The sequence below is a fragment of the Pseudomonas sp. B21-053 genome, assembly GCF_026016365.1.
Lineage (GTDB): Bacteria > Pseudomonadota > Gammaproteobacteria > Pseudomonadales > Pseudomonadaceae > Aquipseudomonas > Aquipseudomonas nunensis.
On sequence record NZ_CP087205.1, the window covers coordinates 4,328,055 to 4,341,737 of the forward strand.

Genomic DNA, 13,683 nt, shown 5'->3' on the forward strand with positions numbered 1-13,683 from the left:
GACACTCACTTCCACTACGGCTAGCCAGCCGCCCATAAAGAATAAAAGAGGTGCATATGGCAGGTTTCGACAAGCGCGTGAGTTCCTACGAGGAAGCCCTTGCAGGTCTTGAAGACGGCATGACCGTGATCGCCGGCGGCTTCGGCCTGTGCGGGATCCCGGAAAACCTCATCGCCGAGATCAAGCGCAAAGGCACCCGCGACCTCACGGTGGTTTCCAACAACTGCGGCGTCGACGGTTTCGGCCTCGGCGTGCTGCTGGTAGACCGGCAGATCCGCAAGGTCGTTGCTTCCTACGTCGGCGAGAACAAACTGTTCGAAGACCAGTTGCTGAAAGGCGAAATCGAAGTCGTTTTGACCCCTCAAGGCACCCTCGCCGAAAAAATGCGCGCGGGCGGCGCTGGCATCCCGGCGTTCTTCACGGCGACTGGCGTCGGCACCCCGGTCGCCGAAGGCAAGGAAGTGCGTGAATTCCACGGTCGCAAGTACCTGATGGAAGAATCCATCACCGGTGACTTCGCCATCGTCAAAGGCTGGAAAGCCGACCATTTCGGCAACGTCATCTATCGCCACACCGCCCAGAACTTCAACCCGCTGGCCGCCACTGCCGGCAAGATCACCGTGGTCGAAGTCGAAGAAATCGTCGAGCCCGGCGAGCTGGACCCGGCGCAGATCCACACCCCTGGGATCTACGTCGACCGGGTCATTTGCGGCACGTTCGAGAAGCGCATCGAACAGCGCACCGTGCGTAAGTGATCCCCTGCCCCCGGACCGAATGAAGGAATAACAACAATGGCACTTTCCCGCGAACAAATGGCTCAACGCGTCGCCCGCGAAATGCAGGACGGCTTCTACGTGAACCTGGGCATCGGCATCCCGACCCTGGTCGCCAACTACATTCCCGAAGGCATGGAAGTCATGCTGCAGTCGGAAAACGGCCTGCTCGGCATGGGTCCTTTTCCTACTGAAGAAACCATCGATGCCGACATGATCAACGCCGGCAAACAAACCGTGACCGCGCGTATCGGCGCGTCGATCTTTTCCTCGGCCGAGTCCTTCGCGATGATTCGCGGCGGGCATGTCGACTTGACCGTACTGGGCGCCTTCGAAGTCGACGTTGAAGGCAACATCGCTTCGTGGATGATCCCGGGCAAACTGGTCAAGGGCATGGGCGGCGCGATGGACCTGGTGGCTGGCGCAGACAACATCATCGTGATCATGACCCACGCGTCCAAGGACGGTGAGTCCAAACTCCTATCCAAATGCAGCCTGCCGCTGACCGGCGCCGGGTGCATCAAGCGTGTGCTGACTGACCTGGCCTACCTCGAAATCGAAAACGGCGCGTTCATTCTCAAGGAACGCGCACCGGGTGTCAGTGTTGAAGAGATCGTCGCCAAGACCGCCGGTAAACTGATCGTGCCGGATCATGTTCCGGAAATGCAATTCGCTGCCCAGTGAGGAATCATTCCATGCAAGACGTCGTTATTGTTGCCGCCACCCGTACCGCCATCGGCAGTTTCCAGGGTGCGTTGGCCGGTGTGTCCGCCGTTGACCTGGGCGCTGCGGTGATCCGTCAGTTGCTGGCGCAAACCGGGCTCGAGCCGGCGCAAGTCGATGAAGTGATCATGGGCCAGGTGCTCACCGCCGGCGCCGGGCAGAACCCTGCGCGCCAGTCGGCGATCAAGGCTGGCCTGCCGTTCAGCGTGCCGGCGATGACTTTGAACAAGGTTTGCGGTTCGGGCTTGAAAGCTCTGCACCTGGCGACCCAGGCGATTCGCTGCGGCGATGCCGACGTGATCATTGCCGGCGGCCAGGAAAACATGAGCCTGTCCAACTACGTGATGCCGGGCGCGCGCACCGGTCTGCGCATGGGGCACGCGCAAATCGTCGACACCATGATCAGCGACGGCCTGTGGGATGCGTTCAACGATTACCACATGGGCATCACCGCCGAGAACCTGGCTGAGAAGTACAGCCTGACCCGCGAACAACAGGACGCCTTCGCTGCGGCCTCCCAGCAAAAAGCTTCGGCAGCCATTGAAGCCGGGCGTTTTGTCGATGAAATCACGCCGATCCTGATCCCGCAGCGCAAGGGCGATCCACTGTCCTTCGCCACCGACGAACAGCCACGGGCCGGCACCACCGCCGAAGCCTTGGGCAAACTGAAACCGGCCTTCAAGAAGGACGGTTCGGTGACCGCCGGCAACGCCTCGTCCTTGAACGACGGTGCTGCCGCCGTGATCCTGATGAGCGCCGAAAAAGCCAAGGCTCTGGGCCTGCCAGTCCTGGCGAAAATCGCCGCTTACGCCAACGCAGGCGTGGACCCTGCGATCATGGGCATCGGCCCGGTATCGGCGACTCGCCGCTGCCTGAGCAAGGCCGGCTGGTCGATCGACCAACTGGACCTGATCGAAGCCAACGAAGCCTTCGCCGCGCAATCTTTGGCAGTCGCCAAGGATCTGGAATGGGATCTGGACAAGGTCAACGTCAACGGCGGCGCCATCGCCCTGGGCCACCCGATCGGTGCGTCGGGTTGCCGGGTGTTGGTGACCCTGCTGCATGAAATGATCAAGCGCGACGCCAAAAAAGGCCTCGCCACCCTGTGCATCGGCGGTGGTCAAGGCGTGGCATTGGCGATCGAACGAGCTTAAAGCGTTCAACAGACAGCGCGGGGACCCACGAATATCCGTTCGCTGTCTGGCAACACCCCCGGTGCGATTCACTTCGCACCGGGTCATACACCTATCCCCCCGTAGGAGCTGCCGAAGGCTGCGATCTTTTGATCTTGCTTTTCCGCGCCCTCGAAAAGATCAAGATCAAAAGATCGCAGCCATCGGCAGCTCCTACGCGGGAATTACCGTTGTGTTCTGTTAGCCAAATTTCACCAGATTCAGAATCGGCAACGGCCCACCCGGGAACTGCGCCAACCGCGCCCCAACACTCAACTCGCCAAGGTCAATCCCGCAAAACCCCAACTGCTCGATCAGCGCACTGACCTGTCCTTTCGCCCCGGCATCATCCCCCGAAAGAAACAGCACCCGCTTGCCCCCCTCCGCCGCCGGATCGCTCTCCAGCAACCGCGCCGCCAAGTGATTGAACGCCTTCACCACTCGCGCCCCCGGCACCCATTCGGCAAACACTTCGCTGGACGTACGGCCCTGCAAATCCACTGCCTTGAACGTTGGCGCCTCAATCGAGTTGTTGGCGTCGATAACAATCCTTCCGCCAAAGTCCGGCAGACCTGCCAACGCTGTCGGCAATTTCGACCAGTTGACCGCGACCAGCACGATGTCTTGCGCAGCGGCTTCTTCACGGCTGCCGGCACGGGCGGTTGGCCCGAGTTCTTCCACCAGCGACGCCAAAGTTTGCGGGCCGCGGCTGTTGGCGATGACCAATTCAATTCCTTTCCGGGACAGCGCGCGGGCAAAGGCTGAGCCGATGGCGCCAGCGCCGATGATTCCGATAGTGCTCATGGTTTTTCACTCCGATACAGGTTGTCGTTGGAGTGAATACTGCACTTGCCATTAGCGCTTGATTAGCCGGTAATGATTTGAATGATCTTCAAGCATTACTATCAAGTGCTCGCTATGGAAACCCTCGCCAACCTCGAATCCTTTGTGCGCAGCGCCGAAACCGGAAGCTTTTCCGCCGCCGCGCGTTTGCTGGCGCTGACACCGGCGGCGGTCAGCCGCAACGTGGCGATGCTGGAACGCAACCTTGGTGTGCGGCTGTTCCAACGCTCGACCCGCAAGCTGTCCCTGACCGAGGCCGGGGAGCGTTTTCTGGCGAGCATCGGCGGCAATCTGGAGGCGTTGCAGACGGCGATCAGTGCGGTGAGCAGTGATCGCGGCGAGCCGGCGGGCGTGCTCAAGGTCAGCCTGGCGCCGACCTTTGGCATCGGCCATGTGTTGCCGTTGCTGCCGAAATTTCTGGCGCGTTATCCGTTGATTCGACCAGAGTGGCATTTCGAAAATCGTCAGGTCGACTTGATTGCCGAAGGCTATGACGCGGCCATCGGCGGTGGTTTTGAACTGACACCCGGAGTTATCTCGCGGCGATTGGCGGCGGCGGATATCGTCGCCGTGGCGTCACCGGCCTACCTGGCCGGACGCGCCCTGCCCGTCACCCCGGCGGACTTGCTCGGCCACACCGGCATTGTGATGCGCGGCATTCGCACCGGGCGGATTCGTCAGTGGGTGATGCGCGATGGTGCGGGCCAGGAAGTCAGCGCCGCGCTGAATGAAAACATCGTTCTCAACGACCCGGCCGCCATGCGCGAAGCTGCGCTGCTGGGTCTGGGTGTGACGCTGCTGGTGCTGCCGGACGTGGTCACGCAAATCCAGCGCGGCGAGCTGGTGCGCCTGTTGCCGGACTGGCACGCGGATGCGGGGCCGATCTCGCTGTACTACCCGAGCCGCACGCTGATGCCAGCCAAGACCCGGGTGTTTATTGATTTTGTGGTTGAGGCATTTGGGTAAAGCAAAGATCGCAGCCTTCGGCAGCTCCTACAGGGAAATGCGTACTCCTGTAGGAGCTGCCGAAGGCTGCGATCTTTTGATCTTCAAACCACCAACTGCAAAATCAACCACGCATTCGCCGCGCTGATCACCGTAAACAGCCCCCACGCCAACACCCGCGTCGGCAGCCGATTCACAAACGGTCCCATCAGCTTCTGGTCGTTGGTCATGCTGATCAACGGGTACAACGCGAACGGCAATTGCAGGCTCAACACCACCTGACTCATCACCAGCAATTTGCCAATCGCATTGTCGCCCATCAGCCACACGCCGATGAACGCCGGGATCAGCGCCAGTCCGCGCGTGATCAATCGTCGTTGATAGCAAGGAATCCGCAGGTTCAGGTAACCCTCCATGATCACCTGCCCGGCGATGGTGCCGGTGAACGTCGAGCTCTGCCCCGAGGCCAGCAGCGCGACGCCAAACAACACACTGGCCAAGGCCCCGCCCACCAGCGGATCGAGCAAATGATAGGCGTCCTGGATGTCGACCACGTCGCTGTGCCCGGTGGTGTGGAACGCGGCGGCCGCCAGAATCAGAATCGCCGCATTGACCAGCAACGCCAGGGCCAGGGAGCCGATGGTGTCGATGCGCGCCAGTTTGACCGCGTCCTGCTTGCTGGCCAGGTCCTTGCCGATCATCCGGGTCTGCACGATCGAGGTATGCAAATACAAGTTATGCGGCATCACCGTGGCCCCGAGAATACCTATGGCGATGTACAGCGGCGCGGCGTCGCCGATGGCCGACAATGACGGGGTGAAGCCACGGGCGACGTCCGGCCAGTAGGGTTTGATCAGCAGCAACTCGACGAAGAAACACGCGCCGATAGTGCCGACCAGCACCAGCATGATCGCTTCAAGACGACGGAAACCACGGTTCTGCAAGGCCAGCACCAGCAGCGTGTCAAACGCGGTCAGGGCGATGCCGAAGGTCAGCGAACAGCCCAGCAGCAAATGGAACGCCAAGGCGCAGCCAAGCACTTCGGCAAGATCCGTGGCGATGATCGAGATTTCCGCCAGCACCCATTGGGTACGCGCGGTCCGGGTGCTGTAGCGCTCCCGCGACAATTGCGCCAGATCACGCCCGGTGGCGATGCCCAATCGCGAGCACAAACACTGCACCACCATCCCCGCCAGGCTCGCCAGTAACACCACGAACAACAAGCTGTAGCCAAACCGCGAACCGGCCTCGATGGCCGTGGCCCAATTGCCCGGGTCCATGTAGCCGATCGACACCAGCAAACCGGGGCCGGCAAAACGCAGCATGCGCTTGAAGAACGTCGCATTCGGGTCAACGGCAACGCTGCCGGCCACTTCCGGTGGGCAAAACGGCGCCGTGGCGATTTTGGGCAAAAAGCTGAATTTCACGCAAACATCCAGAAACAATTGGAAAGGCGCAGCTTAGACGGTTCAACCGCCTCCAGGCTATACGCCAACCCCTGTAGGAGCTGCCGAAGGCTGCGATCTTTTGATTTTGCTTTTTTAGAATCAAGATCAAAAGATCGCAGCCTTCGGCAGCTCCTACGGGGGGCGGATTACGGAGGTGTGCCCAATAATTGCTGACGCAACTCCGGATTACGGGTGCGGGGATCGAGCCAGATGTCGAAAAAGGCTCGGGCGAATTGCGGGTCTTTCACTTCGTGTTGCAGTTGCTGGCCGACGAAAAACCGCGCGCCCTGCCCTGGCAAATACACCCCGGTGATGCGCGTACCCGCCTCAACATCGACGAACGACTGTTGCATCTGCGTCTGCCAGCCGGCCAGTTGCGCGGCGCTGACCGAGGCGCCGGACAAGCGCTTGATTTCATCGACGCTGGCCTGCACCAGATCCTCCCGGGAAATGCTGCGCTGGTAGATCAGTTCCAGGGCAAACGGCTGGTCCGGCGCCAGCGGTCGCGCCGCGCTCCAGAGCCGCGCGTTGTAGACGTCGAAGCCGAACACTTTGAATTCACCGGCACCGATGATCCGCGCACCGGGCACGGTCTCTTGCCAGTTGGCCAGCGCCTGCGTGCCGAGCAAGGCCAGCAGCCATAGACTGTGTCGAAAACGTGATTGGTTCATGGTCGCTCGATTTGCGCTGGAAACTCTCTCTAAAACCTATACGCAAAACAACAATGCGTACAATTTTTACAGGCGTTGATTTTTGTATACAAGATTCAGCCATTCCTACAGCAATCTATCGTTCGCAGTGCTAACGTTGCCGCCTCACACAGGTCGGAGGTGCGTGCGTGCTGATGCTCAAATTGCTGGTGATTCCCGGGTTTCTGCTGCTGATTTCCCTGGCGGGCAAACGCTGGGGACCAAGCGTGGCCGGTTGGTTGTCGGGGTTGCCGGTGGTGGTCGGGCCGATTCTGTTTTTCCTCGCCATCGAGCAAGGCCAGGTGTTCGCCGCCCAATCCGCGACGGCCGCGTTGTCTGCAATGTTCGCCATGATTGCCTTCTGCGTGACCTACGCACAGGTGGCGCAACGCGCTGGTTGGCCATCGGCGCTGGCGGTTTCCCTGTTGGTGTGGGCCGCCACCGCCGTGGTGCTGTCGGTGATTCCGCCGTCCCTGACGTTTTCGGTGATCGCCGCCGCTACTGCGCTGCTGGCCGCGCCGTACCTGTTTCCATCGGTGCAGCCGATTGTTTCCGGCCCCAAGTCCAAGTCCGACAAACTGCTGTTGCGCATGGTCGCCGGCGCGCTGCTGACGCTGGCCGTGACATTGTTGGCCAGCACCGTGGGCGAGCGCTGGAGCGGCTTGCTCGCGGTTTTCCCGGTACTCGGCAGCGTGATGGCGGTGTTCTCCCAGCAAACCCGTGGCCCCGCCTTCACCGCCGCGTTGTTGCGCGCCACCGCCACCGGCATGTACTCGTTCGCGGCGTTCTGCCTGGTGCTGGCGCTGACCTTGCCCACCCTCGGCCTGCCGGCGTTTGGCCTCGGCGTCGCGGTGTCCGTGGGCATGCTCGGGGTGACCCGACGCTTGCTGGCGAAACCGGCACCGACAACTCGTTCGATCACCTCGAACGAGTAGGCCAACATCCTCGTACGTCAATCGAACGGGTTTCGCTCAACATCAGCCTCAGTTCAAACCCACTGACTGAGGCCCTTCCCCATGAAATTCTTTTTCCACCCTTCGCCGAACCCGATGAAAGTCGCCCTGTTGCTTGAAGAGCTGCAAACCCCTTACGAGCTGATCGGCGTCGATACCTTCAAAGGCGAGCAACACTTGCCGGCGTTCCTGGCGATCAACCCGAACGCGAAGGTCCCGGCCCTGGTTGACGGCGATGCCACGGTGTTCGACTCCCAGGCGATCCTGCTGCACCTGGCGCAAAAACATCAGCGTTTCCTGCCGACCAGCGTTTCCGGTCAGGCTGAATTGCTGTCCTGGCTGATGTTCATCGCCACCGGCCTGTCGCCGTTTTCCGGCCAAGCCGTGCACTTCCTGCACCACGCACCGGAGGACCTGGCCTATGCGAAAAACCGTTACTTGAAAGAAGTTGAACGCCACTATCGCGTGCTCGACCAGCGCCTCGCCGAGCATCAATACCTGGCCGGCGACACCTACAGCATCGCCGACATGGCCCTCTGGGGCTGGGCTAACTATGCGCCGTACATCCTCGGTGAAAACGGTCTGGCGGCGTACCCGAACGTCAAGCGCCTGTTCGACGAAATCAGTGCGCGCCCGGCGGCCCAGCGTGCTCACGGCTTGAAAGAGAAACTGGTGCTCAAGGCAGAATTCGACGAAGAAACCCGGCGCAACCTGTTTCCGCAGAATCAAGTGCAGTAATCCGATCGCACTGACAAGTTACATCTCCTGTGGGAGCGGGCTTGCTCGCGAAAGCGGTGTTTCAGTCAACGATGATGGTGACTGACACGGCCTCTTCGCGAGCAAGCCCGCTCCCACAGGTTTTGCATTTCATCAGGCCCGCCGTCGAACCGGGCTGGATGCCATTCGACCTCCATGGGATGATCGCCCCCTAGCGCGATTATCCCCGGAGAGTTTCAATGTCATTGTTCAGTAAAAAAGCCGTTGTCCTGTTGCTGACGGCGGTTGCCAGCCTGGGGGCGTTGAATGCTTACGCCGCCAAAGCCAAGACCAGCGATGGCGCGCCGATCAAGGTTTCGATGCTCAGCGGCAAGTTCACCTTCACCTTGCCCAAGGGCTTCGTCGCCAACCCGCTGCCGCCTGGTGCGACTGGCGCAACGGGCACCATGTACGCCAACGAGACCACTAAAACCGTGGTGATCGCCGCGGAAAACAACCTGGCGCCAGGCGTCAACGTCAAAGACAACGACGGCGAATTCCTCGACACCACCGCCGCTGACTTCGACGTGGCTGAACACAAGAATCTGCCGGATTTCACCAAGCTCAGCGAAAAAAGCCTGACGATGAAAGGCACCGGCCTCGGCCTGCGCCAGGTGGACAGCACCGCCACCCAGGGCGGCGGCAAGACCCTCAACACCACGCTGATGGCCGGCTCCGGCAACCGGATGGCGGTGATTCAGATCATCTCGCGCCCGAGCGACAAGGCTGGCCACGACACGCTGGTCAAACAGATCACCGGCAAGTAAATGCTCAGGGATTGAGACGCTGCAACCAGGCGTTCAAATCCTGGATTTCGGCGGCGCTGATGCTGTGGCCCAGGCCTGCGTAGGTATGAAACTCCGGCTTGAGTGAGAGTTTCTGCAACAGGCTGTTGGCCGCCGTGCCATCGACTACCGGCAAGCGTTTGTCCTCGGTGCCATGACCGATGAAAATCGCCAGCGACTGGCGTTTTTCATCCGGTTTCAGCTCCGACTTGAGCACCGGCAGAATCCGCCCGCTCAGCGCGGCAATCCCGCCCATGGCTTCGGGATGACGCAAGCCGACCTCGTAGGACATGATCGCGCCCTGGCTGAACCCCACCAGGAACACCTTGCTGGCGTCGGTGTGATATTTCTTCGTGGCCTGGCCGATGAAATCCAGCAACACCTTGCCGCTGGTCTTCAGATCATCGGTTTCACCGTTGTAGGCGCCTTCGCCTTTCTTGCGAAACCACTGGTAACTGTCCGCATCCAGCGCCACCGGCGCCTGCACCGACAGGTAGTTGTATTGCGCCGGCAACTCGTCCTTGATCCCGAACAAGTCACGCTCGTTACTGCCGTAGCCGTGGAGGAAAATCACCAGCGGCTGGTTGTGCGAATCAGGGTTGGCCTGCTCGAGGTATTTGAGCGGCAGATCAGTGTGCAGCGGGGTTTGAGCGTGGACCGTGGCGGACGCCAGGAGCATGAATAGCGCGAGAAACTTCAGCATAAACCTTCCTTCACAGGGGGCAGGATTCGGGGGATATCCTAACACCACAAATATTTTTGGTGTGGCTGATGCCGCCTTCGCGGGCAAGCCTCGCTCCTACATTGGAATGCGATCAAATGTAGGAGCGAGGCTTGCCCGCGAAGAGGCCCCGACAGCCAACGAAGATCAAGGATCAGTCGTTGGTCAACTTCCCGACCCGAAACGGCACCCGCCCCGCCACCTTCGCCTGCCATGTCCCCGGCTGGGTATAGCGCCCGCGATCAATCGCAAACAACACGCCACTGGTCCCGGCCCGCACGGTCGTGACCCGATCGCTCAACGGATCGACCACTTCAAACAACGCATCGCCCTGCTCCACCCACTCGCCCGCCTCGCGCAGAAAACTGACCACGCCGTGATGCGGGGCGAACAGGTATTCGGTGCCGGCGAACGGCATGCCTTCGCAGCACTCACTCGGCGCCGCCGGCCAGGTGCCGCTGATAAAACCCTGTTCCGCGAGAAAGCCCAGAATCGCCTCGCAATTGGCTTGGGCCTGATCGACCCGGGTGTCGCCCATGCTGCCCAGCTCCACAGTGGTGGCGAGGTTTGCCGGCGGAATCGCCGCTTCCGGGAAGGTCCGCGCCAGACGCAACCACGGGGTCGAACAGGACTCGTCGAACGAGCTGCCACCGGAGTCTTCACAGAGCAACGCCACGCCCGCCTTCAGGCGCGCCGCCAGGAACTGCCACTGCGGCCAGTGTTGCGGCAAGGCGTACACATGAATCGCCGCATCGAAGTCGCAATGCAAATCGAGGGTGACGTCGGCGTCGCAGGCATGGCACAACAGCAAACGGTGCATGGCTTCGAGCTGAGAAGTCGGGGCCGGCAGACCGTCGAGCACCTGGCCCATGGTCTGGCGAATCAGCGCGATATTGGCCTCGGCATCGTCGCCCAACTGGCCACCGATCAACGCGGCGACCGGCTCACTCAGTTCAACGAATGCGCGGTTGAAGTTCTTGCCGCTGCCCAGTTCGAACCGTCCCATGTGCGCGCCCTGCAGATGCTGATCGAGGCCGATGGGATTGGCCACCGGCACCAGTTCGATCACGCCTTGCAACTGGCCTTGGGTTTCGAGTTCGGCCAGGCGTTTTTTCAGTTCCCATGCGGTGCGCATGCCGGGCAATTCGTCGGCGTGCAGGCTGGCCTGGATGTAGACCTTGCGAGTGCCGGCGCCATAACGAAACACACTGAGGGTGCGCTCGGTGCCAAGGTGGCTCCAGGGCAGTGGGTGGTCGATGCGTTGCATATTCGGGTCCTGTCGATGCCTAAGCGTAGGAGCTGCCGAACGCTGCGATCTTTTGATTTTGCTTCTAAAAACAAGATCAAAAGATCGCAGCCTTCGGCAGCTCCTACAGGGGGAAATGTGTTCGCAGAATAGATCATGAGGACACAAAAAAAATGGCCACCGCGTCAACGGTAGCCACTTTTTCACACGGCTGGATTACTCGCCGCCGTACACATCAAAGTTGAAGTACTTGTCCTGCACTTGCTTGTACTTGCCGTTGGCGCGGATCTCGGTGATGGCGGTGCTGAATTGGTCTGCCAGCGCCTTGTCACCTTTGCGCACCGCGATACCGGCGCCGCCGCCGAAGTACTTGGCGTCTTCGTAGGTCGGGCCGACGAAGGCGAAACCTTTACCGGCGTCGGTTTTCAGGAAACCGTCGTCCAGGTTGACCGAGTCGGCCAGCATCGCGTCGAGGCGGCCGGAGACCATGTCCAGGTTGGCTTCCTGCTGGGAACCGTAACGCACCAGGATAATCCCGGCCGGTTGCAGCACTTCAGTGGCGAAGCGGTCGTGGGTACTGGCGCGCAGTACACCGACTTTCTTGCCCTTGAGTTCGGTCAGCGGGTCCTTGACGTCGGTGCCTTCCTTCATCACGAAGCGCGCCGGGGTGTGGTAGTACTTGATGGTGAAATCGACGTTTTTCTTGCGGTCGTCAGTGATGGTCATGGACGACAGGATCGCGTCGATTTTCTTCACTTTCAGGGCCGGGATCAGGCCGTCGAACTCTTGCTCGACCCACACGCACTTCACTTTCATCTGCTCGCACAGCGCGTCGCCGATGTCGACGTCGAAACCGGTGAGTTTGCCGTCAGGGGTTTTCATCGAGAATGGCGGATAACCGGCTTCGATACCGATGCGGATCGGCTTGGCGTCTTCGGCCACAGCGGTCAGGGACAACATCGACAGTGCCAGGGCACCGAACATCACTAGCTTCTTCATTTATAACTCCTGTGTGCGGAGGCTTTTATTGGCAGCTTTCGATTGGTCGCTTTCGGTCGGTGCTCTTGTGGAGAACCCCGAAGTGGCCGGCAGTCTAGAGCGGCTACAGGAGGGCGAATTATGTTTAAGCGACAAATACTTACAAAAAAGTAACTGACCGATTGGCTTGTTTAAACCCGTGCGCCAGAGCGGTGCAAAGACTGTAGGACAAGATCCGATTTCAGATAAAACCTACGGGGTTCGGGTGTTTATCCGACTGAAGAGTCGCAATGAAAACCGGCGCCGAGCGTCACTGGCGATGACCGATGTTTTACTGCACATTGAGCGCCATCTGCTTCCAATCCGAGAACCCCGATGCCCGAGCTGAACCTGATCCAGCACCACCCCGCCGAAGGTCCCGGTGCCATTGCCGAATGGGCGAAGCTGCGTGGAATCACGTTGAATGTCTTTCGCGCCGATCTCGGACAGTTACCGCCGATAAGTGCGGCTCCGGTGATCCTTCTGGGCGGGCCTTACGAATCCAATGCCGGGCCTGAATGGCTGGAAGCTGAGCGTCAGTGGCTGGCGGCCAGCCTGGAGCAAGGCGCGGCGGTGTTCGCCATTTGCCTGGGGGCGCAGCTGTTGGCCTTGAGTCTGGGCGGGAGCGTGCGGCGCATGGCGTGCCCTGAAACGGGTTGGACCCGTGTGAGCTTCGTGGATGGCCAGGTGTTGAACGTGTTGGAGTGGCATGAAGACGCGATCGACTTGCCGCCGGGTGCGCAATTACTGGCCAGCAGTGCGGCGTGCGAGCAGCAGATGTATGGGGTCGGGCCGACGCGGGTCGGGTTGCAGTTTCACCCGGAGTGGGATGCGCGATCGGTGGTTTTGCTGAATGAACATTTTGCTGATGAGTCGCCGTTGCCGCGCGGGCGGGATGAAGGGGTCGAGCATGCGGCGGTGTTTGAGTATCTGCGGGGGACGCTGGATGGGTGGTGGGCTGAGGTTTGAAGAAGCAAAATCAAAAGATCGCAGCCTCGTTTCACTCGACAGCTCCTACAGCGGGTTGTGCTCACCCGCCACATTGCGGCGAACACCAAACCCGTAGGAGCTGTCGAGTGAAACGAGGCTGCGATCTTTTCGTCTACCTCAACATTCGCAACTGACCACCGTGCTCGCCGGCCGCGCCACCTCGACACTCAACTCAAACCCCTCATCCAGCCATCCCGTCACCCCGCCGATCATTTCCTTGACCGGGTAACCCAGCGCCGCCAGTTTCACCGCAGCCTTGTTGGCGCCGTTGCAGTGCGGGCCGGCGCAATAGACCACGAACACCGTGGATGTGGGATAAGCCGCCAACGTCTCGACGGTCATCAGCCGCCCCGGAATATTGATCGCCCCCGGCACATGCCCCCGCTCAAAGGCCAACGGGCCGCGTGTATCCACCAGAACAAAATCCACCTCGCCGGCCTGCTGGCTGCCGAACACGTCGGAACAATCGGTTTCAAAGGTCAGGCGATTGCTGAAATGCATCAGGGCAATGGCGGACGGGGCTGCGGGAATCGCGCGTACCAGGCTGGTCATGGGGTGTAGTCCTTTTCTCGGGTGGGTGTAGGCAGACTTTATCTGTCCGCCGCTTGCCGCTACAGTGGCG

15 protein-coding genes are annotated in these 13,683 nt (G+C 60.6%); 8 read left to right on the forward strand and 7 right to left on the reverse strand.

Annotated features, from left to right (window positions below):
* Window positions 1–56 precede the first annotated feature (56 nt).
* From LOY68_RS19370 to LOY68_RS19380, 3 genes are read left to right on the forward strand one after another with little or no spacing between them, the layout of a single operon-like run.
* A complete protein-coding gene (locus LOY68_RS19370) occupies window positions 57–755 on the forward strand; it encodes a CoA transferase subunit A (protein ID WP_054051106.1) in 699 nt (232 codons plus the stop codon).
* Between the two features lie 36 nt (window positions 756–791).
* Window positions 792–1,457, forward strand: a complete 666-nt coding sequence (locus tag LOY68_RS19375) for a CoA transferase subunit B (RefSeq protein ID WP_054051104.1) — start codon at window positions 792–794, stop codon at window positions 1,455–1,457.
* A gap of 11 nt (window positions 1,458–1,468) precedes the next feature.
* The gene (locus LOY68_RS19380; RefSeq protein WP_265039205.1) at window positions 1,469–2,650 is read left to right on the forward strand and encodes an acetyl-CoA C-acetyltransferase; all 1,182 of its coding nucleotides are present in this window, start codon (window positions 1,469–1,471) and stop codon (window positions 2,648–2,650) included.
* 219 nt (window positions 2,651–2,869) lie between these two features.
* On the opposite strand, the gene LOY68_RS19385 is transcribed toward LOY68_RS19380, so the two are convergent.
* Entirely contained in the window at window positions 2,870–3,472 is a 603-nt protein-coding gene (locus LOY68_RS19385) for an NADPH-dependent F420 reductase (RefSeq protein WP_265039207.1), read from the reverse strand.
* A gap of 114 nt (window positions 3,473–3,586) precedes the next feature.
* On the opposite strand from LOY68_RS19385, the gene LOY68_RS19390 reads away from it, so the two are divergent.
* A complete protein-coding gene (locus LOY68_RS19390) occupies window positions 3,587–4,477 on the forward strand; it encodes a LysR family transcriptional regulator (protein WP_265045810.1) in 891 nt (296 codons plus the stop codon).
* A gap of 83 nt (window positions 4,478–4,560) precedes the next feature.
* Here LOY68_RS19390 and LOY68_RS19395 read toward each other — a convergent pair whose 3' ends face one another.
* Together LOY68_RS19395 and LOY68_RS19400 are read right to left on the reverse strand one after the other, a co-directional pair.
* Window positions 4,561–5,883: an Nramp family divalent metal transporter gene (locus tag LOY68_RS19395; protein ID WP_054614283.1), complete on the reverse strand. Its 1,323-nt coding sequence runs from the start codon at window positions 5,881–5,883 to the stop codon at window positions 4,561–4,563.
* A 167-nt stretch (window positions 5,884–6,050) separates the two neighbouring features.
* A complete protein-coding gene (locus tag LOY68_RS19400; RefSeq protein WP_265039210.1) occupies window positions 6,051–6,575 on the reverse strand; it encodes a chalcone isomerase family protein in 525 nt (174 codons plus the stop codon).
* Window positions 6,576–6,742: 167 nt separating this feature from the next.
* Here LOY68_RS19400 and LOY68_RS19405 point away from each other — a divergent pair, with 167 nt between their 5' ends.
* From LOY68_RS19405 to LOY68_RS19415, 3 genes are all read left to right on the forward strand, one after another.
* Window positions 6,743–7,528 carry a hypothetical protein gene (locus tag LOY68_RS19405; protein WP_265039212.1) on the forward strand — a complete coding sequence of 262 codons (786 nt, stop codon included), beginning with the start codon at window positions 6,743–6,745 and terminating at the stop codon, window positions 7,526–7,528.
* An 81-nt stretch (window positions 7,529–7,609) separates the two neighbouring features.
* Window positions 7,610–8,284 carry a glutathione S-transferase family protein gene (locus LOY68_RS19410; protein ID WP_265039214.1) on the forward strand — a complete coding sequence of 225 codons (675 nt, stop codon included), beginning with the start codon at window positions 7,610–7,612 and terminating at the stop codon, window positions 8,282–8,284.
* 218 nt (window positions 8,285–8,502) lie between these two features.
* The gene (locus LOY68_RS19415) at window positions 8,503–9,069 is read left to right on the forward strand and encodes a hypothetical protein (protein ID WP_054614278.1); all 567 of its coding nucleotides are present in this window, start codon (window positions 8,503–8,505) and stop codon (window positions 9,067–9,069) included.
* Window positions 9,070–9,073: 4 nt separating this feature from the next.
* Here LOY68_RS19415 and LOY68_RS19420 read toward each other — a convergent pair whose 3' ends face one another.
* The 3 genes from LOY68_RS19420 to LOY68_RS19430 all read right to left on the reverse strand — a co-directional run bounded on the left by LOY68_RS19420 (window position 9,074) and on the right by LOY68_RS19430 (window position 12,053).
* Complete coding sequence (locus LOY68_RS19420; RefSeq protein ID WP_265039216.1) at window positions 9,074–9,790, reverse strand: alpha/beta hydrolase; 717 nt, start codon at window positions 9,788–9,790, stop codon at window positions 9,074–9,076.
* 172 nt (window positions 9,791–9,962) lie between these two features.
* On the reverse strand, window positions 9,963–11,075 hold the full coding sequence (locus LOY68_RS19425) for a M14 family metallopeptidase (RefSeq protein WP_265039217.1): 1,113 nt from the start codon (window positions 11,073–11,075) through the stop codon (window positions 9,963–9,965).
* 195 nt (window positions 11,076–11,270) lie between these two features.
* Window positions 11,271–12,053 (reverse strand): ABC transporter substrate-binding protein, encoded by a 783-nt coding sequence (locus tag LOY68_RS19430; RefSeq protein ID WP_163914122.1) that lies wholly within the window; start codon window positions 12,051–12,053, stop codon window positions 11,271–11,273.
* Between the two features lie 354 nt (window positions 12,054–12,407).
* Between LOY68_RS19430 and LOY68_RS19435 the strand changes: the two genes are divergently transcribed.
* Window positions 12,408–13,040: a type 1 glutamine amidotransferase gene (locus tag LOY68_RS19435; RefSeq protein WP_265039220.1), complete on the forward strand. Its 633-nt coding sequence runs from the start codon at window positions 12,408–12,410 to the stop codon at window positions 13,038–13,040.
* Window positions 13,041–13,178: 138 nt separating this feature from the next.
* On the opposite strand, the gene LOY68_RS19440 is transcribed toward LOY68_RS19435, so the two are convergent.
* A complete protein-coding gene (locus tag LOY68_RS19440) occupies window positions 13,179–13,613 on the reverse strand; it encodes a rhodanese-like domain-containing protein (RefSeq protein ID WP_265039222.1) in 435 nt (144 codons plus the stop codon).
* Between the last annotated feature and the right edge of the window lie 70 nt (window positions 13,614–13,683).

What these genes read in the sequence shown, in the direction of transcription:
- LOY68_RS19370 (WP_054051106.1), top strand. Translation starts at nt 57, where the DNA reads ATGGCAGGTTTCGACAAGCGCGTGAGTTCCTACGAGGAAGCCCTTGCA.
- LOY68_RS19375 (WP_054051104.1), top strand. Translation starts at nt 792, where the DNA reads ATGGCACTTTCCCGCGAACAAATGGCTCAACGCGTCGCCCGCGAAATG.
- LOY68_RS19380 (WP_265039205.1), top strand. Translation starts at nt 1,469, where the DNA reads ATGCAAGACGTCGTTATTGTTGCCGCCACCCGTACCGCCATCGGCAGT.
- LOY68_RS19385 (WP_265039207.1), bottom strand. Translation starts at nt 3,472, where the DNA reads ATGAGCACTATCGGAATCATCGGCGCTGGCGCCATCGGCTCAGCCTTT.
- LOY68_RS19390 (WP_265045810.1), top strand. Translation starts at nt 3,587, where the DNA reads ATGGAAACCCTCGCCAACCTCGAATCCTTTGTGCGCAGCGCCGAAACC.
- LOY68_RS19400 (WP_265039210.1), bottom strand. Translation starts at nt 6,575, where the DNA reads ATGAACCAATCACGTTTTCGACACAGTCTATGGCTGCTGGCCTTGCTC.
- LOY68_RS19410 (WP_265039214.1), top strand. Translation starts at nt 7,610, where the DNA reads ATGAAATTCTTTTTCCACCCTTCGCCGAACCCGATGAAAGTCGCCCTG.
- LOY68_RS19415 (WP_054614278.1), top strand. Translation starts at nt 8,503, where the DNA reads ATGTCATTGTTCAGTAAAAAAGCCGTTGTCCTGTTGCTGACGGCGGTT.
- LOY68_RS19420 (WP_265039216.1), bottom strand. Translation starts at nt 9,790, where the DNA reads ATGCTGAAGTTTCTCGCGCTATTCATGCTCCTGGCGTCCGCCACGGTC.
- LOY68_RS19425 (WP_265039217.1), bottom strand. Translation starts at nt 11,075, where the DNA reads ATGCAACGCATCGACCACCCACTGCCCTGGAGCCACCTTGGCACCGAG.
- LOY68_RS19430 (WP_163914122.1), bottom strand. Translation starts at nt 12,053, where the DNA reads ATGAAGAAGCTAGTGATGTTCGGTGCCCTGGCACTGTCGATGTTGTCC.
- LOY68_RS19435 (WP_265039220.1), top strand. Translation starts at nt 12,408, where the DNA reads ATGCCCGAGCTGAACCTGATCCAGCACCACCCCGCCGAAGGTCCCGGT.
- LOY68_RS19440 (WP_265039222.1), bottom strand. Translation starts at nt 13,613, where the DNA reads ATGACCAGCCTGGTACGCGCGATTCCCGCAGCCCCGTCCGCCATTGCC.